Raw genomic sequence first — 23,346 nt, 5'->3', positions numbered from 1 at the left:
GGGGACCGCCGCGAAGCGGTGGCGGAGGGGGCGGGCGGCACAACACGACGGTGCCGTACGCGGACAGCCCCCTTCCACCAGTTTCGCTGGTCCCCCTCCCCGTGCCGGGGAGGATTTTCAGATCGCTGCCAGCGCCTGTTCGAAATCGGCGATCAGGTCGTCGGCATCCTCGACGCCGATCGAGATGCGCACCAGATTGTCGGTGATGCCCAGCGCCGCTTTCCGTGCGTCGGGGACCGACAGGTGGGTCATCCCCGCCGGATGGCTGGCCAGCGTCTCGGTCCCGCCAAGGCTCACCGCCAGCTTGGCGATGACCAGCGCGTCGAGGAACGCGAACGCTTCGCGCTCGCCGCCCTTGAGATAGAGCGAGAAGGTGGAGCCGCCGCCGGTGCAGTGCCGGGCATAGATGTCGGCCTGACGTGCCATGCCTTCGGCGTCCTTCAGGAAGCCGAGATAGCCGACCCGCTCGACCTTCGGATGATCCTTCAGGAACGCGCAGACCTTTGCCGCATTCTCGCCCGCGCGGCTCATGCGCAGTTCCAGCGTCTCGAGCGAACGCAGCAGCATCCATGCCGTGTTCGGGTCGCAGATCGTGCCGATGGTGTTACGCATCGAGCGGATCGTGTTGATGTGCGTCTTCGACCCCAGCACGCCGCCGGCGACCAGGTCGCTGTGCCCGCCCGCATATTTGGTCAGCGAGTAGACGACGAGGTCGGCGCCGTGTTGCAGCGGTTGCTGCCAGAGCGGCCCCAGAAACGTGTTGTCGATCGCGATCGGCGGCTTTTCGTCGGCCCTGCCGAACACCGCGTCGCGCGCGGCGGCGACCGCTTCGATATCGACCAGCGCGTTGGTCGGGTTCGCCGGGCTTTCGAGATAGATCAGCGGCACGCGGCCCCCGGCCTTGCGCAGCACGGCTTCGATCTCGTCCTGCGTCGCGCCGGCCGGGAAGTCGAGATAGTTGACCCCGAAGCGGCCGAGCACGCGGCCGATCAGCGTTTCGGTCGCGGCATAGAGCGGGCCGGAATGGATGATCGTGTCGCCCGGCTGCACCAGCGACAGGAACAGCGTGGCGATCGCCGACATGCCGCTGGAAAAGACCAGCGCGTCCTCCGCCGCTTCCCAGACGCCCAGACGATCCTCGAGGATTTCCTGGTTCGGGCCGTTGAAGCGCGAATAGACGAGGCCCTCGGCACCGCCGGGACGCTTGCCGGTCACCCCCTCGAAATGGCGCTTGCCCGCCGCGGCGTTGGGAAAGACATAGGTCGAGGTCGCGAAGATCGGCGGTTTCAGCGAGCCTTCGGACAGTACCGGGTCGTAGCCATGGCCCATCATCAGCGTCGCGGGACTCAGCCGGCGACCGCCGACGGTGTCGACCGATGGTTTGGGACGGCGCCGCAGCGGCACGCCGGTCAGGTCGGCTTCGGTTTCGTCGGTCACGCGAGTCTCTCCTTTTCGGCGGAGGGTAGCGATAGTTACGAGAGAAACCAAATGGAGCCATCCCACCGATCCGTCATTCCGGCGAAGGCCGGAATCCATTGTGTCGGGTGTTGGCGGTCATGCGGCGCCGTCATCCCATCCATGGATCCCGGCCTGCGCCGGGATGACGATGGTTATGAGGCGATGCCGATCACCGACAGCTGCCGCCCGTAATCCGCCTCGCCGCGATGCGTCGCGCGGCGGTAGCTGAAGAAGCGGTCGTCCTGCGCATAGGTGTCCTGCCCCAGCGCCTCGATCCGCCGCACGCCCGCCGCCGCCAGCCGCGCGGCGACATAGGCTTCGAGGTCGAAGCGGGCATGGCCGGGGCGGTTTTCGGCGAAGAGGCGTTCGTTCGACGGATCGGTCGCGCAGAAGCGTTCGACGAAGCCCAGATCGACCTCGTAGCTCGCCCGCGCGATGCACGGGCCGATCGCGGCGACGATGCGGTCGGCGCGCGCGCCCAGCTTCTCCATCTGCGCGATGGTGGCGTCGGTGACGCCCGACAGCGCGCCCTTCCACCCGGCATGGGCCGCGCCGACGACTTGCGCCTCGCGGTCGGCGAGCAGCACCGGCGCGCAATCGGCGGTGAGGATGCCGAGCAGGATGTTCGGCCGTTCGGTTACCATCGCATCGCCCTGCGGCCGGTCGCCATCGGGAAAGGCGGTGAGGACGCGGACGACCGATGCCGAATGGACCTGATACAGTCCGCATAGCGCCGCGCCGGGCAGGACGGCATCGACGGCGCGCGCGCGGTTCTCGGCGATGGCGGCGGGATCGTCACCCGACCCGATGCCGGTGTTGAGCCCGGCGACGACGCCGGTCGACACCCCGCCGCGCCGCCCCAGAAAGCCGTGCGCCACCCCGTCGAGCGCGGCGGCGCGCAGCACCTCGACGCTCACAGCGCCACCCGCATCACGTCATCCTCGTCCCGGTGGCTGCCGACCATGAAGTCGTAGCGGCCGACGCGTTCGAAGCCGTAGCGTTCGTAGAAGCGCCGGGCGCGATGGTTGTCGACGAACACCGACAGGAACAGTTCGTCGGCCCCGGTCGCGCGCGCCATGTCCAGCATATGCTCCATCATCGTCGCGGCGAGGCCGCTGCCCTGCCAGCCCTTGCGCACGTAGAACTGGCGCAGCTCGATCGGCGTTCCCTGCGGCTCGAACGGCAGCGAGGGAGGGCCGAGCTTGGCATAGCCGACCGCCTCGTCACCGGCCATCGCCAGCACGACGCGGTAGCGCGGGTCGGACAGTTCGGCGACCCAGTTGGCGGGGGTGTGATTGGTCAGGAACGCGGCGAGATCGTCGGGGCGATAAAGATGCCCGAACGTCTCGGTAAATGTCTCCGCGCCGATCGTCGCCAGCAGCGCGGCATCGGCGGGCGTCGCGGCGCGCAGCACCGGCGTCATGCGAACCCCGCCGGCACCGGCCAGCCGGGTGAGGTGATCGCGATTCCCTTGAACAGCGAACCCATATGTTCCTCCTCGACCAGCCGGTCGCGATCCGCCCGCAGGCCGTCGGCGCGGTCGGGGGAGCGTGCCGCCAGCGCCTGGGTCCGCGCGTCGATGCCCAGCGCCTGCAACAACGTGCCCTGTCCGACCGGGCCATGCGCCACCGCGCCCTCGGCCCGTGCCGCCTCGATCAGCGTGCCGAAATCGACATGCGCCGTCAGATCCTGTTCGCCGGGATCGTCATAGGGATTGACGAAGCCGTGGCCGCGCACCGCCTGCAACGTGTCGCCCAGCGCCGGGCCGGCATAGCCGTAATCGATCACGATCGCGCAGCCGCCCTGCGCCACGATCCGCTTCGCCAGCTGGCGCGTGATGGAGACGGCGGCGGGGGCGGTTTCGAGTACCGACCCGATCGGTGCATCGCGGAACGCCGGCGGGATGATCGGGTCGAAGCCGCGCTGGCCCATGACCGGCAGGAACAGCGTGTCCTGGCACGCGACCAGCCGTTCGCGCCAGCCGTCCGCCGTCTTCACCAGTTGCCGGATCGGCAGCGCGTCGAAGAATTCGTTGGCGACGACCAGCAGCGCGCCGTCGTCGGGCAGGCCGACCAGGTCGACCGCCCATTCGGCGTGCGGCACGCGCTTGCCCTGTTCGGCGCGCAGCGTCGGGCTGGTCTCGATCAGGTGGACCGGTGGCGTGCAGCCCGCCGACGCCATCGAGCGCAGCGCATCGGCGGCCAGCGTGCCGCGACCCGGGCCGAACTCGACATAGCGGACAGGCGGGCGCCCGGCGCGGTCCCAGACGTCGGCGAGGCCGAGGCCGATCAGCTCGCCGAACATCTGGCTGATTTCCGGCGCGGTGGTGAAGTCGCCGTTGGCGCCCAGCGGGTCGCGCGTCGCGTAATAATGCGCGTTGGCGGCCCCCATGAACTGCGCGAGGCTGATCGGTCCGGCCAGCGTGATCGCGCGGGCCAGCCGTTCGGGGAGGGCGGGGTCGGCGGCGGTGACGACGGGTTCGCTCAAGCGACGCTCTCCGACCCCGCGATCGGTTCGACGCGGACGCGGCGGCGCTTCGACGTGACCATCAGGTAGATGCCGATCGCGATCATCGGCAGCGTCAGCCACTGGCCCATGTGCAGGCCCGTCGCCTGCGCGAACTCCACCAGCTGGGCATCGGGCTCGCGCCAGAATTCGATGACGAAGCGCGCGACGCCGAACCCGGCGAGGCCGGTGCCGAGCAGGAAGCCGGGCTTGTAGCGGGCATCGGTGCGCCAGAACAAGAAGGCGAGGATGAGGAACAGGATCAGCCCTTCGCCCAGCGCCTCGTACAGCTGGCTGGGATGGCGCGCGGGGTCGAGCCCGCCGGCCACGGTGCGCGGGAACACGACCGCCCAGGGCGCGTCGCTGGGCTTGCCCCACAGCTCGCCGTTCACGAAATTGGCGATCCGGCCGAGGAACTGGCCGATCGGCGCGACGCAGGTGACATAGTCGGCGACGCGCAAGGGCCGCAGGCCGTGCTTGCGCGCCAGCCACCAGATGCCGAGGATCAGCCCGACCATCCCGCCATGGAACGACATGCCGCCGTCCCACAGCCGCAGGATCTTGATCGGGGACAGGAACATTTCGGGCGCGTAGAAGATCGCATAGCCCAGTCGCCCGCCGAGGATGATGCCGAGCGTCGCATAGAACACGAAGTCGTCGGCATGGCGCCGCGCCATCGGTGCGCCCGGCTGGTCGAGCAGCCTGAGCAGATACCACCAGCCGGCGAGGATGCCGGTGATATAGGCCAGCGAATACCATTTCAGCTGGAAGAAGCCGAGGTTCAGCGCGACCGGATCGAGGCCGAGATCGGCATAGCGGATATGGCCGGCGGCCATGCCGACATCGCCGGTTGCCGCGGCGAGGGTGGAAAGGATCAAGGGGGTTACGCTCCGGCTGTGTTGCCGCGGTAATATCGGGGAAGGGGCGACAGGGGAACCACCGATCCTCGCCGGCACGGGGAGGGGAACCATGCGCAGCATGGTGGAGCGGGGCTTCCACCGCGTACCGTTGCGGCCAGCCTCCTCCACCATCCGCTTCGCGGACGGTCCCCCTCCCCGTGCCGGGGAGGATTTGCTACGGCACCCCCATGGCGTCGCCCTCCACCCCCCGCATCACCCGCCGCAACCTGCTGATCGGCGGTGGTGCCGGGGTCGGGCTGATCGTCGCATGGGGGCTGTGGCCCCGCCGCTACGGCGTGAACCTGGCGGCGGCGGAGGGGGAGACGATCTTCGGCCCGTATCTCAAGATCGGGGCCGATGGACAGGTGACCGTCGCGGTGCCGCAGGCCGAGCATGGGCAGGGCGTCTACACCGCGCTGCCGCAGATCGTCGCCGACGAACTGGGTGCCGACTGGCGGACGGTCGCGGTGGAAGCGGCGCCGATCAACCCGCTCTATGCCAACCCGCTGGCCGCGGGCATCCTGTTCGGCGATGCGCTGGCGCTGCTGCCGGCCGCGACGCGCGCGGCCCATGCCGAACGCACCGCGTTGATGCTGACCGCCGGTTCCACCTCGATCCGCCGGTTCGAGCAGCCGTTGCGTGCGGCCGGCGCGGCGGCGCGGGTGCTGCTGTGCAAGGCGGCGGCGTCCGCATGGGGCGGCGACTGGCGCAGTTGCGGCACCGCCGACGGCTTCGTGGTGATGGGCGATCGCCGCGAACGCTTCGGCGTGCTGGCCGAACGGGCGGCGCGCGAGAGCCTGCCCGGCGGCGAACTGCCGCTGCGCATGGGCGACGAAAAGCGGCTGGTCGGCACGGCCGTCCCGCGGCTCGACGCGCCGGCCAAGGTCGATGGCAGCGCGACCTTCGCCGCCGATGTGCGCCGACCCGGCATGGTCTTCGCCTCGATCCGGCAGGGGCCGATCGGCGACACGCGGCTGCTGAGCGTCGACAAGGCGGCGGCCGAACGCGTGCCCGGCGTCACGACCGTCATCCAGACCGACCGCTGGGTCGCGGCGGCGGGCACGACATGGTGGGCGGCCAATCGCGGGGTCGACGCACTGGCCCCGCGGTTCGAAACGCACGGGCTGGTCGACGATGCCGCGATCGCCACCGCGCTCGACGCCGCGCTGGCAGGCGAGGGCGCACGGGTGCACGAGGCGGGCGATGTCGCCGCGACCTTTGCCGGCGGGCGGACGCAGACCGCGACCTACCGCGTGCGTGCCGCGCTGCATGCCGCGATCGAGCCGACCAGCGCGACGGCCGAATGGAATGACGGCACGCTGACATTGTGGATGCCGACGCAGGCGCCGACGCTGGCGCGCGGTGCCGCCGCGCGCGCGATCGGCATCGCCGAGGACCGGGTCGTGCTGCACCCGACCATCGCCGGCGGGTCGTTCGGCGCGAACCTCGACCACCGGGTCGCGGAGCAGGCGGCGCTGCTGGCGAGGAAGCTGGAGCGGCCGGTGCAGCTGACCTGGTCGCGCGGCGAGGATTGTCTTGCCGATCGCTACCGCGCGCCCGCCGCAGCGCGGATGACGGCGCGGCTGGGGCGGGGCGGGACGATCGTCGGCTGGCGGGCGCAGGTGGCGGCCCCGCGCACCGGGCGCGATCTGGCACGGCTGCTGCTGGGCGGCGACGTCGCCGCGTCGCTGGCGATGGCGCTGCCCGGCGACCGGGGCGACGCGCTGGCGACCGACGGCGCGGTGCCGGCCTATGGCATCCCGAACCTCGCGGTCGATCACCACCCGGCCGAGCCGGGGCTGCCCGCGGGCTGGTGGCGGTCGGGCGCGCACAGCTACACCGCGTTCTTCACCGAATGCTTCCTCGACGAACTGGCGGGATTTGCGGGGATGGAGGCGCATTCGTTCCGCATCGCGATGCTGGGCGGCGACGTGGCGCTCGCCCGCTGCCTGTCGACCGTCGCGACGATGGGCGGGTGGCAGGGCGGCGTGCCGGGCAGCGCGCAGGGCATCGCCTGCCACCGGATGCGCGGATCGGCGATCGCGTGCATGGCGGAGGCGCATATCGGCGACGACCAGCGGGTGAAGGTCGACCGACTGGTCGTCGCGGTCGATTGCGGACGGGTGGTCAACCCCGACCTCGTCCGCCAGCAGATCGAGGGCGGGTTGCTGTTCGGCATGGCCGCCGCGACGGGCGCGTCGACCGGGTTCGAGGCGAACCTGCCGCAAGTGCGCGGCTTCGGCGGGCTGCACCTGCCGCGGCTGGCCGACAGTCCCGAGATCATGATCGAGCTGGTCGAATCGGATGCCGATCCCGGCGGGGTCAGCGAACTGGCGGTGCCGGTGGTGGCGCCTGCCATCGCCAATGCGCTGCATGCCGCGACCGGGCGGCGCTATCGGTCGTTGCCGTTGCTGGGGTGATTTCACGCGAAGCCGCGAAGAAGAAGGTAGATTTCGCGCAGAGGCGCGGAGGCGCGGAGAAGGGTGCGTGTGCCGCACCGTCCTGCGATCGGAAGACCGTCGCGCTGGCCTCACCAATAGATTGACGGCGCTTACGCGCGGAACGGCACCGATCGCACACCCTCTCTGCGCCTCCGTGTCTTCGCGTGAAACCAAATCCCCCTTGCCCCAACCCGGTCATTCGCGCGTTACACGCCCCCATGGACCTGCCGTCGAATCACCCCGCCATTCCGAAGCGCCGCGTCGGCGTATTGCTGATGAACCTCGGCACCCCCGACGATCCCAGCCCGCGTTCGGTGAAGCGCTACCTCGCCGAGTTCCTGTCCGACCGCCGCGTCGTCGAGCTTCCGGCGATCGCGTGGCAGCCGATCCTGCGCGGCATCATCCTGAACACACGGCCCAGGAAGTCGGCCCATGCCTATCAGCAGGTGTGGAGCGAGCACGGCTCGCCGCTCGCCGCGATCACGCGCGCGCAGTCGGAGGCGATGCAGGGCGCGTTCGGCGAGGACTTCGTGATCGACTGGGCGATGCGCTACGGCAATCCGTCGATCGCCAGCCGCATCGATGCCCTGCGCGAACAGGGCTGTGACCGCATCCTGCTCGCCCCGCTATACCCGCAATATTGCGCAGCGACGACCGCCACCGCCAATGACAAGGCGTTCGCCCACCTCGCGAAACAGCGGTGGCAACCGGCGATCCGTACCCTGCCGCCCTATTATGACGATCCGCTCTATATCGACGCGCTGGCGACGACGCTGCGCGAGGATCTGGCGAAGCTCGCCTTCGAACCCGACGCGATCGTCGCCAGCTTCCACGGCATGCCCAGGCGCACGCTGGCGCTGGGCGACCCCTATCACTGCCATTGCCAGAAGACCGCGCGGCTGGTGCAGGAGGCGCTCGGCCGCCCGCTCACGATCGCGTTCCAGTCGCGTTTCGGTCCGGCCAAGTGGCTGGGACCGGCGACCGACGAGACGCTGGTCGAACTGGCCAGGGCCGGCAAACGCCGCGTCGCGATCTTCGCGCCGGGCTTCTCGGCCGACTGCCTCGAAACGCTGGAGGAACTGGCGATCCGCGGCAAGGAGAGCTTCGTCGAGGCCGGCGGGACCGATTTCGCCTACCTCCCATGCCTGAACGCCGAGCCGACAGGCAATAAAATGTTGCGCAACATTATCGCGCGCGAACTTGCGGGCTGGATCGCCCCCGCCTAGCAGTAGCGGAAACCTAGGTTGGGAGAGAATGCATGGCACGGGTAGCGATCGTCACCGGCGGCACGCGCGGTATCGGCGAGGCGATCAGCCTCGCGCTGAACGACATGGGTGTCACCGTCGCCGCCAATTACGCCGGCAACGACGAAAAGGCGAAGGCGTTCTCGGAGCGTACCGGCATCGCCGCGTTCAAGTGGGACGTGGGCGATTTCGAAGCGACGCAGGCGGGCGTGAAGGCGGTCGAGGAAGCGCTGGGCCCGGTCGACATCGTCGTCAACAATGCCGGCATCACCCGCGACGGCACGTTGCTCAAGATGAGCTACGAGATGTGGGACGACGTGATCCGCACCAACCTCGGCGGGTGCTTCAACCTCGCCAAGGCGACCTTCCCCGGGATGCGCGACCGCAAATGGGGCCGCATCGTCAACATCGGATCGATCAACGGGCAGGCCGGCCAGTACGGGCAGGTCAACTATGCCGCCGCCAAGTCGGGCATCCACGGCTTCACCAAGGCGCTGGCACAGGAAGGCGCGCGGTTCGGCGTGACCGTCAACGCGATCGCGCCGGGCTATATCGACACCGACATGGTCGCCGCGGTGCCCGCCGACGTGCTGGAAAAGATCGTGGCGAAGATCCCGGTCGGCCGGTTGGGCCAGGCGAGCGAGATCGCCCGCGGCGTCGCGTTCCTGTGTTCGGAGGAAGGCGGCTTCGTCACCGGATCGACGCTGAGCATCAACGGCGGCCAGCACATGTATTGACGGCGGGCGGCGGGAGACCCGCTGCCGACCCGTGCTACGCGAAGCGCCCCGGTGGAAGCCGGGGCGTTTTCGTATGGGAAAGGATCGATCGATGTCGAAGGGTACGACGGTTCCGGGCTATCGAAACCGCAACGGGCAGATTGTGGTGCGGAAAACCGACTTGCCCGGCAACGACCATCATCAACTGACATACGTCCTGCGATGCGAAGCCTGTGGTCACGAATATGGGGCGAACGGCTCCGACATTTTCCAGCGACGTTGCCCGTCGCACGACCACGGCGCACGAGGTTTGCCCATCGATACGCCGGTCGGATAGCTGGAGCGATAGCGATGCCGTATCGATCGGACGGCGCATCGGCCACAACCGGTTCCGGGCCACCAATCCCCGGCGACCATATGAAAAGCGGCCCCGCAGGACCGCCACATACCGACATCATCCGAAAGGAACTGGAGCGGGCGAAGGGATTCGAACCCTCGACCCCAACCTTGGCAAGGAGACCAGACACTTTTCGCCATGGCTTCTATTTGCACGCCAGAGCACGCTAAACCCCTACTACGACAAGGATAATCTGGACGCCGACCGTCCCTTCGATATCCTGCACCAACCCGTCGATTTCCGCCCGTCTGCTTCCCCCACGCTTCCCCGTCCGCCGCCCCGACCGCCGGGGAAGCAGATCGGAGAACGAGCAGGACAACGGGAAACTTGAGGAGTTGAGCATGGCCAAGATCACCAAGCGCGTCGTCGATGCGCTGAAGGCGAGCGGCAAGGCTGACGTGTTCGCCTGGGACAGTGAGTTGAAGGGCTTCGGGGTTCGGGTGAAGCCGTCGGGTACGAAGAGCTTCCTGATCCAGTACCGCAATCCGGAGGGGCGCACTCGCCGGCTGGTATTGGGGCAATACGGTGCTTTGACCCCGGAAGGCGCACGCGACATCGCCCGCAGAAAGCTCGCGGCGGTCGCCGATGGCGAAGATCCTTCCGAGGAGCGCCACGCGGCCCGCGCGGGGATGACCGTCGCGGAGGTGTGCGACTGGTATCTCACGGAGGCGGCAGCGTGCCGCATCCTCGGCCGCAGCCGGCGTCCGATCAAGGCGGCGACGCTGAAGATGGACCGAAGCCGCATCGACACCCACGTCCGACCGATCATCGGTCATAGGTTGGTCGTCGGCCTAACGCGCCGGGACATCGAAAACCTTCAGGCCGACATCGCCGCCGGGCGTTCGGCAGCGAAGCAGAAAGGCCGTGGCGGCAGGACGACGGGTGGCATCGGTGTGGCGAGCCGGACGATCTCGACGCTGCGAAGCCTTCTGGGCCACGCGGAACATTCGGGCGTGATCCCCAGCAACCCCGCGCAAGGGGTGCGGCAACTCGCCACCGAGTCCCGGAAACGGCGGCTGACGATCGATGATCTCGAACGTCTCGGCCGGGCCATGCGGGACGCCGCTGCGGAGGAGGAGCATCCGGTTGGTCTCGGTGCGATCCGGGTCATGCTGCTGACCGGTTTCCGCCGAATGGAAGTGTTGGGCCTGAAGCGTGCTTGGTGCAGCCGCCGCGATCACTGCGTTCGCTTCCCCGATACGAAGAGCGGCGCGCAGGTTAGGGTGATCGGCAGTACGGCGATCGACGCGATCGAGCAGGTGCCGCAGCACGCCGGTTCGCCCTTTATCTTTCCGGCCGACTGGGGTGACGGTCATTTCATCGGCGTCGTCCGGGTGCTGGATCGGGTCTGCGCCCGTGCGGGTCTCGAAGGTGTGACTCCGCACGTCCTGCGGCACACTTTTGCGAGCGTGGCCGGTGATCTCGGCTTCTCGGAACTGACGATCGCCGGTCTGCTTGGTCACTCGCCTCGCGGCGTGACGCAGGGCTATATTCATCTCGATACGGCATTGGTCACGGCCGCAGAAAAGGTCGCGATGGAAATCGCGACGGTCTTGAATGGAGGCACTGGCAACCAGCGCAGGCGGGTTCAGCCGCTGCGACTGGAGGCGGCATGAGATCCGCTTAAGCGGAGCCGTTCGGCGGGTGGGGCTTGTCCATCAAAAGTCCCTCCTGCCGTCAGACAAGTTTCCATCTTCCAGGAGCAGATGGTTGCTGGCAGGAGTACCGTCGGCGAAGGTCAAGCCGCTCCGGTTTCTGCCGAAATCCGGGCGCGTGACGGACCGACCAGTTCCCAGATTTTCTCGATGATCGATTCCAACGATACGTTTCCGAGTTCGATCGATGCCCCGTCGCGCGAACGCGTCGACGCTGGCGCGTGCTGCCGTGTCACTGCTATTCCCGAACCGCGGAATGGTCCGCGCAATCATCGGCGGCCGCAGTCATCTCAAACGACGTTACATCTCTAAGATCCGAGCCCCGTTCTACCGGCGGGCAACTCGCCTTGGCCGGGTTCCTCTTCCAAATCCTTCGCAGCCTCCAACTGGGGATGTCGCTGAGCGCATCCTTCGCGCTCGATGGCGGCGACGTGTCGACGATGACGCTAACACTCGAACCGGACGATGCCGGGGACATCCGCATCGACGACCGGGGCGTGCCGACGATCGAGCAGGTGAAGATCCGCGCATCGCACCGGCGCTGGACCACCGGCACCGTGGCGCGCGATGTTCTCCCGGACCTCGTCGCCGGAGCGCGGCCAGGCGAGAAGCAGAGATTCCGGTTTACTACGAACAACCTCCGCGGGTTGGAGGCACTGGAGGCATACCTGCACCACCGTGCGCGGACGAATGCCACGCCAGCGACCTTCGCTTGGGGTCGTCGGCGGCTGTCGCCGGAGGCATTCCTGGCCGGGATCGCCAACGCGGCGGGGATGTCGACGTCCGACCCCCGCCTGCTCCATGTCATGGACAACCTGACGCTGGCGCACATCGACATGCGAACCGCGGAAAGCGAGATCGAGGGCCGCTTGGCGCCAATGCTCGGGCCGGGAGAGGACGTCGTAGACAAACGGCGAGCACTGATGGGACGGCTGTTCGAGGAAGGAAGCGCCGGCCGGACGCTCAGCGCGGCCGAGTTGCTGCGCATGGTCGGTCCAGATGCACTGCTACGGCTGCGGCATACGGCGACCGTACCTGCGCTCTCGCTCACTTCCGTGCGACGCGACTGCGTGACTTTGGGCTACGATGCTGACGCTCAGGCTAGGCTCACGCCAATAGAGGCGGCCGACTGGTTCATCGTGCTGTCCGGCGACTCCGGCCAGGGAAAGACTTGGTCGCTCTGCCAAGCGGCACTGAACGAGGCGGAAGGTCGCGCCGTGGTCGTGGTGACTTCGGCCAACTCGGTCTCCGAGGTGGTCGACGCAGTTAACGACCGGCTATGGCGGCCGGCCTTTGAAACCGACGTGCCGCTCAGGGTCATGGCCAGGCGGCTAGGGCGCGACCTCGCGCCGGACGGTGGGCACTGGCTCACCGTATATGTCGATGACGTGCAGGATCGAAACTTCGCCCGCAGCCTGGCTCGGCAGGAATGGGCGGAGCTGGGCGTGCGTGTCGTGGTGACCTGCCAACCGCGGATCACACTCGAGATCGTCCGCTCGCGTCCGAATGCGCGTGTGGTGACGGTGTCGAACTTCACCAGCGCCGAACTGCGCCGCTACCTAAGGCACCACGGCCGGCAAGATTCCCTCGAGATGATGCCCGACGATGTCTTCGAGCTACTGCGCAAGCCGGTCCACGCGCGAGTTTACGTCGAGCTGCCCGCTAGCGAGGGCTGGGTCGACGCGACGGAATACGAGCTTTTTAAGTCCTACTGGGACGAGGCCACTGGGATGGTCCGCGAACAGTACGACCATCCCTACGATCGCCTTCGCCTAACGAACCTGGCAGGCAGCCTCCTTGGGGAACGCCCCGCCTACCCTTGGAACTGGCGCAACCTCGAGCACGCTGGAATCGACGAGGAAGCAATCCGCCGCCTCGAGGTGGTGGGCCTTCTCCGCCGTCCGACGCCCGACGAGATCGTCTTCTCGACCGACCGCATGCTGAACTGGGCCGTTGCAGAGCACCTTGTCGCGCGGGTCGCGGCCGGCGAGCTGGATGCGCATGCGATCGACGCGATTGTCGACGGCTTCGACAGCCTCGTCGACGCAGCCGGCGCGGCGATCGGCCGGCGGCTGGGATACGTCTTCCATGACCTTGTCTGGCTGCTGCTTCGCAAGGTCGGACCGGATTTCGTCGCTGACCTGATCCGCGCGCACGTCGCGGACACTCCGCACGAGTGGCGCGGCGAGGGCCGGTGGCGACAGCTCGGCACCGTCGGGCCGAACCTGCTCCCTGCTCTGGAGAACCTCGCTAGGCGTGAGTATGACGAGGAGCAGGACTGGGAAATCCCGCACCACATCCCCGCTGCCATCGTCGCTGCCGCCATGGGCGCGCCGGCGCGGGTCGAGGACATGGTGCGCCAGCTCCTCGACGCCGGTCGCGACCGCGAGGCCAGGATCGCGCTGAGGGTAGCCGCCCGGATGCCGCTGCCGGGTGTGCTGAACCGCCTGTTCGAGGTCCATGTTCAACGGACAATCGATCTCTACTCGGCAAACGACGTTGATGGCAGGGGTGACGCCATCTCTCGATACAACCTCAGTATCGAAGCGCTCAAGCGCGCTGCAGGCGCATCGCCGATCTGGCTCGACGCACGGATCGGCGCTGAGACGCGGGTGCCGGCGCTCGAGCAGCTGCTGTGGTGCCTGAACGACGACGCCTACGTGGCGGGCAGCGACGCCAGGCCGATCTGGGCGCGGCGACAGGATCATGTGCTGGCAACTCTGCCGAGTGACAGCAAGGCTCTAATCGCATCGCTTGGGCACTTCGACGCCGTCGATCGTCGCGGCCATCTGGACGCGGTGTCGCCTACCCGCGACGACTGGATGTCTTCGCGGCTGCTCAAGGCTCGCGCGCGTATCGACCCGGAGGCCGCACTGGAGCAGGTGAGGACCAGCGCCGACGAGTATGGCTGGAGCGCATCCGACTGGTGGCTTCCCGAACTCCACCGCTACGATGCCGAACGCCTCTCACAAGCGTTGCGGGAGAACGTCGCGGGGCGGACCGACCGAGGCGGTAAACTCATGCACTACTATTACAACCAGCCTGAACTGATGGACCGAGAGACACTCGAGATCGTGCTGAACGACTGCACGGCGCAGTTGCGCCGCTACAACGACGCAAAAACCCCGAACGACCAAGCGCCCTACCCGCCGAGGCGGATTATCGGCTTTCTCTGCAGGCTGACTGAGCCCTTCCAGTTTGAAATGCTCCACCAGCGCGCCGGGACGGATTTTGAGGGCGAGTTGCTGCGCTATGCATCAAGCCGCTCCGGACGCTCGTCGCGGCTCACCGACACCGAGGGCAACGAATGCGAGCGCGTGCTCGCGATGATCGACGGCGCCGGCCATGGCGAGTTGGTCGTTGCCGAGCTCCGGCGGCAGGACGGGTTCGGTCGCGAGGATGGCTACATACGCGCCCACTGGAGCGACGCAGATGCGGTCCCGACAGTCCTGGACGCAGAGCAGGTGGACGATGGTGCGGACGGCTACCGCCAGATGCTCCGGATGGAGGCCCTCGCCATTCACTCCATGGACGCAGCTATCGAGCGAATGCTTCGGCGCGGCGCACCTGTCTACGTCGCGCCGGCAGAGATGCGAAGTTCGGCCGGACGCGACCTTGAGGGTCTGCGGGTACGCGTCGCGGAGCTGCTCGCGACCGGAAGCGCGGAGGACCTCGCGATCGCCGCCGATCTGGCGGGCTTCCTCCGCGATCCAGAGGACGCGCTGCCCCTGCTCGGGCTGCTGTTAGCCCCCACCACGCCCGCCGACGTAAGGCAGTCGATCGTCGGCACCATGAAGGCGCTTGAGTTCTACGACCCCGTTGTGCTGCCTACCGTCCGTGGGATGCTGTCTGACCGCCATGATAACGAGGCGTGGTTCCTGACCGCCTACCTGTCGGAGTGCGGCGACGCCGAGGCGCGTGCCGTGGTCGCCGTCTGGCTGGACGCGCTCGACCTCGCTGTGCTCTCGACCTCACGCACGCCTACGCTTCATGCCCTGCTGCAGCACGCCGACAGCCGCGAAGCCGTGATTCGCTTCCATCGCCGCATGAGCGAGCGCGGCCATCGCCTGCTGGACACGGACGCGATCGTCCTGCTTGCAAGCGATGGCGACGAGCTGGCGCACGAGATGCTGGTCAACGCTGCGTATCGCGGTCCCGACGGGTTCGACATCGGACCTGTCAGCGGGATACTGCACCTGCTGGAGACCGATCCGGACGAGGCCTATTTCGCGTCAACCAGGCTTCTCGCCCGCCACCGGAGGCCGGAGGCGGTGCGGCTTCTGTTCAGGATCGACAGGGACCGCGCGTGGGGCGAGCTGCTGCCCCGGTATCGTCGCTTCCCGCCCTCGCTGCGGGCCGAGATCGGCCGCAACGTCCGGGCGCATGTGTCAGCGGATACGGTCGAGCAAGCGCTCGGGGCGCTCGCGGTGTCCGGCGACGCAGCTGACCGGCGGACGGCGGTCGAGCTGGCGGGATGGATGCCGCCGGCGACACGCTTCCCATGGCTTTCCGGTTTGGTGGACGACGAGGACGCGACGGTGCGCAACGAAGCGATCGATGCGCTTCGCCGCAGGCGGCTCGAACTCGCCGCCCTCGGCCACCTCGCGACTCTGCCGTCGTCCGCGAAGCACCTGCAGTGGGCGCGACTACAGACTCTGTTCGACCTCGTCGATCCGCGCTTCCTATGGACGCAGGGCGACCAGCTGAGCCTAGGCCCGTTCCTCGAGGACGCGGCCCAAGAGTTCTGGGTCGAAGCCAAGAAGCTGAAAGAGAAGCGCGAGAAGGCAGTCGGCGATGCCGAAAAAAAGGCGGACGATAAGGCTGATTGATGGGCTTGGAACCCGATGAAGGGAGCGCCGTGATGGTGGAGCCGCTGCGATTGGCAGCGGCATGAGCATCTACCCAGCCGGCGTTCTTCCGACAGGGCCGGCTGGGCAACGTCGCAATGCGAAGGGCTGGATCGCCTGCGTGCTGCTTAACGAATTATCGTTACAGGATTCGACGACCACGTTAGGATCATCGAAAGACGCCTTTGGACGTCAACGGGGAAACATGACGACCGCGCGCCATATCGTTGCTCTGCTGCAAAGCCACATAGCCGGTGACGACGCGCGTTTCATTTCGGTCGCCACCCAATTGGCTGCGCATGAGGCGCGTCAGGGCCACGGCAAGCTCGCCCAAGAACTGCGCGAACTCATCGATACCGCGAAAGGCAAGAGCGCGACCGTCGCGCGTCGCGGTGCCGGTCCGGTTGCGATTGCCCAGCCCAAAGGCGAGCTGTCGAGCCTGCTCGGGGCACGCTACTCTGACGTGCGTCTGGCCAGCATGATTCTGCCGGATGGGTTGAAAGAGCGACTGGCGCGCGTCCTGACCGAACAACGGCAGCAGGACAAGTTACGAGCGCGTGGCCTCCAGCCGCGACGCAAGCTGCTTCTGGTCGGCCCGCCCGGCTCGGGCAAGACCATGAGCGCGGCAGCTCTTGCCGGTGAATTGAAGCTGCCCCTGTTCACCGTCCTCTATGACGGGCTGATCGGCAAGCTGATGGGTGAGACGGCGACACGCCTCCGGCTGATCTTCGACGCCATCGCCATCCAGCGTGGTGTCTACTTCTTCGATGAGTTCGACGCGATCGGCTCGCAACGAGCCGGTCCGAACGACGTCGGCGAGATCCGTCGCGTGCTCAATTCTTTCCTCCAGTTCCTGGAGAATGACGACGGCCCCAGCATCGTGATCGCGGCGACTAATCATCCCGAGCTGCTCGACAAGGCATTGTATCGCCGGTTCGATGACGTGATCGCATACGACCTTCCCACACCGGACATCGCGCGAGGTATCATCGAGAATCGATTGGCAACCTTTGATCGGAACACGGTCGAATGGTCTCCGGTCATGGAGGCATCGTCCGGCCTGAGTCAGGCCGAGATCGCGCGGGCCGCGGACGAAGCCGCCAAAGTGGCCGTGCTCGATGGCTCGGACGACGTTCTGACTCCAACTCTGCTTACCGCTCTTCGGGAGCGCCATGACTCTGCCCTCGTCCGGTAATCATCTTGGCTAGAGCACCGAGAAACCGTCCGCATTTCCATGTGCAAGGCAGTGGCGATGCCGAGAACTACACGTCGCCCCGCACAGTCGTAACCGGCCTGCCGCCAGCGCGTGTCCGCGCGGCGCACGCCGCCCATCTGGAGCAGGCGCTCGGCGCAGCCGTCGCCACCGCCCGTCAGATTCTTGATGCGCGTGACTCCGCCATCGCGGAAGGCGAGCGGGGCTTCTATCTCGACTTCGATGTTCCGGCCGATCACCAGAGCGCGCTCGACGGGCTGGAGAACCGCCAGAAGAAAATTGAGCTTGTTGCCGTCAAGCCACCCGTCGACGGGGAGGAAACGGTCAGGGCAACGGTGTTCGTACCGGAAGCTCAGGCGGACTATTTCGCAGCCAAGGTCGAGCAGTACCGGGCCGAGGAAACCAAGAGCGGCAATCCCAAGAACCAGAACCTCGTCGCACGGATCGACGACGTCCGGCTTTCGGCGGTTCGCTCGCTTTTCACCGACGATGGAGCCCTCTACCCACCCGATGGACGGCAGGCATGGTGGGAGGTCTGGCTGCGCGATGGAAAACTTCCGGCTTTCCGGACGGTGGCGGAACGCCTGAACGTCGCGCTGAAGCCGCATCTCGTCAGCTTCCCGGAGCGCGATGTCGTGCTGGCGTTGGCCGATCCGGCGACGATGGCTCGGCTGGTGCTGCACAGTGATGCAGTCGCCGAGCTGCGCGCCGCGAAGGACACGCCGAGCTTCTTCCTCGACATGCGACCAGTCGAGCAGGCAGAATGGGCGGGCGATCTCATGGACCGTTCGACCGCCCCCGGCGCACTTGCGCCTGCGGTCTGCATTCTCGACAGTGGCGCCACCCAAGGACATCCGCTGATTGCACCCGGCCTCGAACCTGCGGACCAGCACGCCTACGATCCCGCGTGGGGCGTGGGTGACAGTGCGTTCTGGAATGGGCACGGCACAATGATGGCGGGCGTCGCCCTTCATGGTGATGTCGAAGCCGCGCTCGTCACCGGAGAGCATCTCGACCTCACGCATCGGCTGGAAACGGTTAAGGTCCTGCCGCCGAACGCGCAGAACGCTCCCGAACTCTACGGTGCAGTAACGGAGGTTGGAATTGGCAAGGCCGAGGCGCAGGCACCCCGACGCCGACGTGTGTTCTGCATGGCAGTCACGAGCAGCGTTGGGCTGGGACGCGGGCGTCCGTCGTCTTGGTCGGCGGCAGTCGACAAGCTTTGCTATGGCGGGGGAGACAGTCGCCGGCTCATGATCCTAGCTGCGGGTAACATCCGCGACCCGATCGTTCCCGCCGAGTATCTCGACGGTAACGACCTCGCCGAGGCCGAGAACCCGTGCCAGGCGTGGAACGCGTTGGTCGCGGGCGCCTACACCGACAAGATCGCGATCAACCATCCCGACTTCGCGGGCTGGGACGCGGTGGCACCCGCCGGGGATCTCTCGCCCGCAAGCCGCACGTCGACGATCTGGGATCGGCAGTGGCCGATTCGTCCGGATGTCGTGTTCGAAGGCGGTAACTTCGCCCATGACGGCATCAATCCCGCCGAGGCGATCGACGACCTGCAACTCATCACCACGCATTACCGACCGGCAATGCGGCTGTTCGACAGCTTCGGCGACACCAGTGCCGCTTCCGCTCTGGCCGCCAATTTCTCGGCGCAGATCATGGCGGAGCGGCCGGAGCTCTGGCCGGAGACGGTCCGTGCGCTGATGGTCCATTCGGCCGAATGGACGCCCGCCATGCGCGCCTGGTTCAACGCCGCCGGATCGCAGGCGCAGAAGGCGGCGTTGTTGCGCCGCTATGGCTGGGGCGTACCTGATCTTGGCCGTGCGCTTCTCAGTGCATTGAACGACGCGACGCTGATGATCGAGGACGCGCTACTGCCGTTCCGGCGGGAGAAGTCGCAGATCAAGACACGCGACATGCACCTCCATCACCTGCCCTGGCCGCGCGAGGAACTGCTTGCGCTTGGCGATCAGGATGTCGAGTTGCGCGTGACCCTGTCTTATTTCGTCGAGCCCAATCCTGGCGAACGGGGCTGGACGCGGCGGCATCGCTACGCTTCGCACTCGCTGCGCTTCGCCGTGAAACGATCACTTGAAAGCCTCCAGCAGTTCCGACAGCGGATCAACCGCGCAGCCCAATCCGAGGAAGAGGGCGATATCGGGGCCGCCGCAGGCGGCGACGACTGGCTGCTGGGCACCGTTCGCGATCGTGGATCAATCCATTCCGACATATGGCGCGGCAGCGCCGCGGCACTCGCCGAGCGTGACGCGATCGGCATTTTCCCTGTCGGCGGCTGGTGGAAGGAGAAGCCCGGTCTCCAGCGCTGGGACCGGTCGGCACGGTATTCGTTACTCGTCTCGATCCGGGCGCCAGAGGCGGAAGTCGATCTCTACACCGCTATTGAGAACCGCATCGCAGTCGAGATTCCAGCGGGATAGCCATCGCTTGGCGATGAATTGTAGCTAGATAGTCAGTTAATTGTATGATTCACTTATAATAATTATGCGAATGTCGCAAACTTACCCAACTCGGGAGTAAGGGTAGGCGTTCTTTATATAGATATTCAGGAATTGACCCTTCGAGGGCGATTGTATGAACTGTTGATAGAGGTCTGCGCCTATATTGTAGTACTGATATATACCACTGCTGATGAACTCGACCTCCAGCGTCTGGGATACTTCATCATATCCGGCGGATGCGATATTAGTGGAGGCAATCGGGTCACGGATCATTCGGTCACCTCAGTATCTTCGGGGAAATCGACGACTGGTTCTCGTTTAATTGTCACGGACTTCGCTACGGCTGTCGTTCGTTGCGCCCGCCACGATGCGACGACGCGATCATAGCCCTCCGCTTTTCGCCTATGCGCCCAAGCCTCCGTTACAGCCGGGTCGCTACTGCGTGGTTGATGTTCGGTGGATGGCGTCGTTATCCGGCATCGTACCGGCAGACGAGCCGCTTCGCCGGTGATGATGGCCTCACCGGTGCGAAGAACCGGCAACAAGTCCATCAGTCCCGCCAGATTATCCGGCAGCGTTCCCTTGACCCTCCCCCGATCAGTGGGGTTGGACAGCCGTAGCGCAATCAGCGTGCCGCATTGGGAAAGGACTGTTTCGTCAACTTCTGCCGGGCGTTGGGAAACGATCATCGCGCCGACGCCGTATTTGCGTCCTTCTTTGGCGATGCGCTTGACGACATCAGCCGCGACGTTGCCGCTCTCCGGCCCGAGATACCGATGCGCTTCTTCCATGACGACCAGTAACGGTCGCAGGATACCGCCCTCCGTTTTCTCACGGCTCCAATAAAGAGCTTCGTAGATGATGCGAAGGATAGAACCAATCAGCCGTACTAGTACGTTGCTCGGGACCCCCGACAGGTCGAGGATCGTCAGCGGACGATCGTGCCCCAGCCACCCTTGAAGCAATGTATCGAGATCGGCCTGCACCCGGCCATCCAGATCAGGCTCCCATGGCCCCGGATGCAGGATGAAATCGAAGCGCCGGTCGAGCAGGCGCGAACGCATCAGGTTCAATTGACGGCGAATACCCCGGGCTGCGCTGTTCAGGAACGGTCCAGCCGTACCCATCGCATGCGGTGTATAGCGCGGCGGCGTCAGTGTCGCAGGATCGCCGACCTGTTCGAGCTTGGGCTGGTCGCGCTGCTGACCAACATAAGTCGTCGTTTCAAAATCGATCAGGTCATACCAGAGCTGCTTCAGGCTGAACGGTATCGGCGAATCGACCGTCAAGGATTGGGGATCAATGCCGGGAAGCGCCTCCAATGCGATCCGCGCCGCTTTCATTTCCTGAATCTTGTCCGTGAACGCGATCTCTTGATTCTCGTTCAGACCGCCCGCGACGAAATCCAGCAACTCGCCGGCTTCAAGTGCCCAATAGGGTACGAAGAGCGGCTCTTCGCCGGGCTGTGGAGTGGCACTGAAAACGCGCGACATATCAGCCAGCGCTCGGGAATATTCGCCATGAATGTCGAGCAGGAGGATGCGAGCAGCAGGGGAACCGTTAGCATTGCCATCGGGCTGCACGATCGACCGCAGCAGGCTGGCGACAGTCGTCGACTTACCTGAACCAGTCGATCCGAGAATGGCGGAATGGCGCGTTACCAGCGCATCGAGCGACAGTCGAACGTCGATGTTTTCTGCGCTCGACAACGATCCGATCTTGACCTGGTCGTCTCCCTTTCCGCCGTAAATTCTTTTCAGATCTGCTTCGGTGACAATGTGGACATTGTCATTGATATTGGGGTGCTGGCTTAATCCCCGTTCAAACTGTGATCCGATCGCCTCGCCGGCTAGTTCTACTCGCATCCAGCGACCAGTTTCAATGTCTTCCGCATCAAGGGTTTTGGGAGCAGCGGAAGCACCCACTTCGCAAACGACGCCGTAGAGATCCTGATACCCTTGCGGAATGCGAACGAAGCTTCCGACCTGCCCCACCCGATACGTATGCCCGTCGATGATCGACAGACCGGACGCGAGCGACTCCGACAGCTTTACGGTGACCGACGCGCCCGACACGGTGCTGACCCTCCCCATGAAAGTAGGATCGATCCCGCTCATGCTGTCGGAACAATTGGCGTGGAGGCTGGCAATGACGCCGGATCGGGCACTGCCGGAGCCGCATGTTGGATGTCGGTGGCCTGCGCTAACGCACAAAAGCGCGCGAGGTGCTGGAAATCCCCCAACAGAAAAGCAGGACTCTCACCCGCCCTTCGCGCTCCCCAAAAGCTGGCCCGAATATCCGACCAGTTTTTCTGAAGCTCGCCAGGACGCCATTCTCCCGCCACACCATTGATGACAGCACCATCAGCAGCATACACGGATAAATTGGGTCGGGCGTAGGCCAAGCTACACGCAGGCTCTTCATCGGCCAATTTTTGATACTGGAATGCAAAGACCGCGCTATTGGCGTTACCGGCCAGCGCCTCGTCCAAGACCGCGTTGATATGGGCGTCGCGAAACGAGAATCCCGTCGTCACGAGCAAGGTGTCCGGCGTCAGCAGGAAGCGTTTCAGGCGCTCAAAGAGTGAGCTGTAGGGCTGCTTCTGGGTCAAATCGTATTTGAGATGGTCGGGATAGACTAGTTCAGTCGCAGCACGTCCACGTCCACGAACCACAGCATTGCCCTCAACCGCCCAGCCAAGCGATCCGTGCAGTTTCCATAGCCTGCTCCACCGAGCGGGGAGATCATCACATGCAACGGTTACTGGATCGAAGAACGGTGCGTGTCCGCCACTGAATCCATCGAAGTAGGGCGCACGAACCCGCTCGAAGCTATCTTCGAAAAGCAGATCGTAGTTGGTCGTGAATATCTCGACCGGATTGGTTCGTTGAGTTCCGCTGATCCAACCGACAAGTTCGTTGTATCCGCACCGATCGATAGGCAGTTCCGGCCCGACGATCGGACCGATATTGGCGCATATGACTTTGGCCAGTTGGGCGTATTCGGCACCATTGAGGCCGGCGATCCGCTCGTCACCGAGCGCGCGTTCCATCAAGCGGAGTTGCGACAGTATCGTCTCAATCGTCGCGCCATTACCAATCATGCCGCGCGCTACTCCGACTGCCTTATCTTGCTCCGGAGTAAGTCCAGCTACGGCAGTCGATGTCAGCTCATTGATGCCGGGGATCAACGGCTTACCGTTCGGATCGACCTTTCGTTCCGCATCCACTCGGATGGACATTGGTGCCCCCGCTCCGACGAGGAAGCCGATCCGCTTTCTACCTTGCGAAAGGATCTGCCGGAGATCCGCCATGAATCGATCAGGGTTGTGCGTGCTTTTCATAAGGCTCCCGCCGCGACTGTATCGGATTCTTTAGAGCCCAACCGGAAATTAGGTTGAGCGATTTCAGCCAGTTGTGATTCACCGAGGGTTGCGAAGACCACGGGGATCATATGGGCTGGACCGAAACCGCTCGCCGCGAGCATGACAGAAGAAGGCT

16 protein-coding genes are annotated in these 23,346 nt (G+C 65.7%); 8 read left to right on the top strand and 8 right to left on the bottom strand.

Annotated features, from left to right (window positions below; genetic code table 11):
• Positions 1-117 precede the first annotated feature (117 nt).
• The 5 genes from QLH51_RS18655 to lgt all read right to left on the bottom strand — a co-directional run bounded on the left by QLH51_RS18655 (position 118) and on the right by lgt (position 4,841).
• Positions 118-1,437 (bottom strand): cystathionine gamma-synthase family protein, encoded by a 1,320-nt coding sequence (locus QLH51_RS18655; protein ID WP_125662240.1) that lies wholly within the window; start codon positions 1,435-1,437, stop codon positions 118-120.
• A gap of 173 nt (positions 1,438-1,610) precedes the next feature.
• Positions 1,611-2,375 (bottom strand): peptidoglycan editing factor PgeF, encoded by a 765-nt coding sequence (pgeF, locus tag QLH51_RS18650; protein ID WP_125662242.1) that lies wholly within the window; start codon positions 2,373-2,375, stop codon positions 1,611-1,613.
• Positions 2,372-2,881: a GNAT family N-acetyltransferase gene (locus QLH51_RS18645; RefSeq protein WP_125662245.1), complete on the bottom strand. Its 510-nt coding sequence runs from the start codon at positions 2,879-2,881 to the stop codon at positions 2,372-2,374. Before QLH51_RS18645 ends, pgeF begins: the two co-directional genes overlap by 4 nt.
• Positions 2,878-3,945 (bottom strand): class I SAM-dependent methyltransferase, encoded by a 1,068-nt coding sequence (locus QLH51_RS18640; RefSeq protein WP_206429292.1) that lies wholly within the window; start codon positions 3,943-3,945, stop codon positions 2,878-2,880. Before QLH51_RS18640 ends, QLH51_RS18645 begins: the two co-directional genes overlap by 4 nt.
• Positions 3,942-4,841, bottom strand: a complete 900-nt coding sequence (gene lgt / locus QLH51_RS18635) for a prolipoprotein diacylglyceryl transferase (protein ID WP_206429293.1) — start codon at positions 4,839-4,841, stop codon at positions 3,942-3,944. The genes QLH51_RS18640 and lgt overlap by 4 nt, the downstream gene beginning before the upstream one ends.
• 209 nt (positions 4,842-5,050) lie before the next feature.
• Between lgt and QLH51_RS18630 the strand changes: the two genes are divergently transcribed.
• From QLH51_RS18630 to QLH51_RS18595, 8 genes are all read left to right on the top strand, one after another.
• The gene (locus QLH51_RS18630) at positions 5,051-7,282 is read left to right on the top strand and encodes a xanthine dehydrogenase family protein molybdopterin-binding subunit (RefSeq protein ID WP_125662248.1); all 2,232 of its coding nucleotides are present in this window, start codon (positions 5,051-5,053) and stop codon (positions 7,280-7,282) included.
• 239 nt (positions 7,283-7,521) lie between these two features.
• On the top strand, positions 7,522-8,529 hold the full coding sequence (gene hemH, locus QLH51_RS18625; protein ID WP_125662251.1) for a ferrochelatase: 1,008 nt from the start codon (positions 7,522-7,524) through the stop codon (positions 8,527-8,529).
• 32 nt (positions 8,530-8,561) lie between these two features.
• Positions 8,562-9,284: an acetoacetyl-CoA reductase gene (gene phbB, locus QLH51_RS18620; protein WP_125662254.1), complete on the top strand. Its 723-nt coding sequence runs from the start codon at positions 8,562-8,564 to the stop codon at positions 9,282-9,284.
• A gap of 91 nt (positions 9,285-9,375) precedes the next feature.
• A complete protein-coding gene (locus QLH51_RS18615; RefSeq protein ID WP_125662257.1) occupies positions 9,376-9,600 on the top strand; it encodes a hypothetical protein in 225 nt (74 codons plus the stop codon).
• Between the two features lie 401 nt (positions 9,601-10,001).
• Positions 10,002-11,276, top strand: coding sequence for a tyrosine-type recombinase/integrase (locus QLH51_RS18610; RefSeq protein ID WP_125662260.1), 1,275 nt, complete (start codon positions 10,002-10,004; stop codon positions 11,274-11,276).
• A gap of 386 nt (positions 11,277-11,662) precedes the next feature.
• The gene (locus tag QLH51_RS18605; protein WP_125662263.1) at positions 11,663-16,144 is read left to right on the top strand and encodes a hypothetical protein; all 4,482 of its coding nucleotides are present in this window, start codon (positions 11,663-11,665) and stop codon (positions 16,142-16,144) included.
• Between the two features lie 61 nt (positions 16,145-16,205).
• Positions 16,206-17,357 carry an AAA family ATPase gene (locus tag QLH51_RS18600; protein ID WP_206429294.1) on the top strand — a complete coding sequence of 384 codons (1,152 nt, stop codon included), beginning with the start codon at positions 16,206-16,208 and terminating at the stop codon, positions 17,355-17,357.
• Positions 17,358-17,398: 41 nt separating this feature from the next.
• Positions 17,399-19,825 (top strand): S8 family peptidase, encoded by a 2,427-nt coding sequence (locus QLH51_RS18595; protein WP_206429295.1) that lies wholly within the window; start codon positions 17,399-17,401, stop codon positions 19,823-19,825.
• Between the two features lie 81 nt (positions 19,826-19,906).
• Here the strand turns inward: QLH51_RS18595 and QLH51_RS19970 are convergent, their stop codons facing one another.
• The 3 genes from QLH51_RS19970 to QLH51_RS18585 are packed head-to-tail and all read right to left on the bottom strand — an operon-like array spanning position 19,907 to position 23,189.
• On the bottom strand, positions 19,907-20,119 hold the full coding sequence (locus tag QLH51_RS19970) for a KTSC domain-containing protein (RefSeq protein WP_125662272.1): 213 nt from the start codon (positions 20,117-20,119) through the stop codon (positions 19,907-19,909).
• Positions 20,116-21,963 carry an ATP-binding protein gene (locus tag QLH51_RS18590; RefSeq protein ID WP_125662275.1) on the bottom strand — a complete coding sequence of 616 codons (1,848 nt, stop codon included), beginning with the start codon at positions 21,961-21,963 and terminating at the stop codon, positions 20,116-20,118. The genes QLH51_RS19970 and QLH51_RS18590 overlap by 4 nt, the downstream gene beginning before the upstream one ends.
• Entirely contained in the window at positions 21,960-23,189 is a 1,230-nt protein-coding gene (locus QLH51_RS18585; protein ID WP_206429296.1) for an SIR2 family NAD-dependent protein deacylase, read from the bottom strand. Before QLH51_RS18585 ends, QLH51_RS18590 begins: the two co-directional genes overlap by 4 nt.
• Positions 23,190-23,346 lie beyond the last annotated feature (157 nt).

It is taken from the genome of Sphingomonas sp. 2R-10 (assembly GCF_030062225.1).
Classification (GTDB): Bacteria; Pseudomonadota; Alphaproteobacteria; order Sphingomonadales; family Sphingomonadaceae; genus Sphingomonas.
This window is presented reverse-complemented; position numbering and strand designations above follow the sequence as displayed.

What these genes read in the sequence shown, in the direction of transcription:
- QLH51_RS18645 (WP_125662245.1), bottom strand. Translation starts at nt 2,881, where the DNA reads ATGACGCCGGTGCTGCGCGCCGCGACGCCCGCCGATGCCGCGCTGCTG.
- QLH51_RS18610 (WP_125662260.1), top strand. Translation starts at nt 10,002, where the DNA reads ATGGCCAAGATCACCAAGCGCGTCGTCGATGCGCTGAAGGCGAGCGGC.
- phbB (WP_125662254.1), top strand. Translation starts at nt 8,562, where the DNA reads ATGGCACGGGTAGCGATCGTCACCGGCGGCACGCGCGGTATCGGCGAG.
- QLH51_RS18615 (WP_125662257.1), top strand. Translation starts at nt 9,376, where the DNA reads ATGTCGAAGGGTACGACGGTTCCGGGCTATCGAAACCGCAACGGGCAG.
- QLH51_RS19970 (WP_125662272.1), bottom strand. Translation starts at nt 20,119, where the DNA reads ATGATCCGTGACCCGATTGCCTCCACTAATATCGCATCCGCCGGATAT.
- QLH51_RS18585 (WP_206429296.1), bottom strand. Translation starts at nt 23,189, where the DNA reads ATGAAAAGCACGCACAACCCTGATCGATTCATGGCGGATCTCCGGCAG.
- QLH51_RS18630 (WP_125662248.1), top strand. Translation starts at nt 5,051, where the DNA reads ATGGCGTCGCCCTCCACCCCCCGCATCACCCGCCGCAACCTGCTGATC.
- QLH51_RS18600 (WP_206429294.1), top strand. Translation starts at nt 16,206, where the DNA reads ATGAGCATCTACCCAGCCGGCGTTCTTCCGACAGGGCCGGCTGGGCAA.
- QLH51_RS18590 (WP_125662275.1), bottom strand. Translation starts at nt 21,963, where the DNA reads ATGAGCGGGATCGATCCTACTTTCATGGGGAGGGTCAGCACCGTGTCG.
- hemH (WP_125662251.1), top strand. Translation starts at nt 7,522, where the DNA reads ATGGACCTGCCGTCGAATCACCCCGCCATTCCGAAGCGCCGCGTCGGC.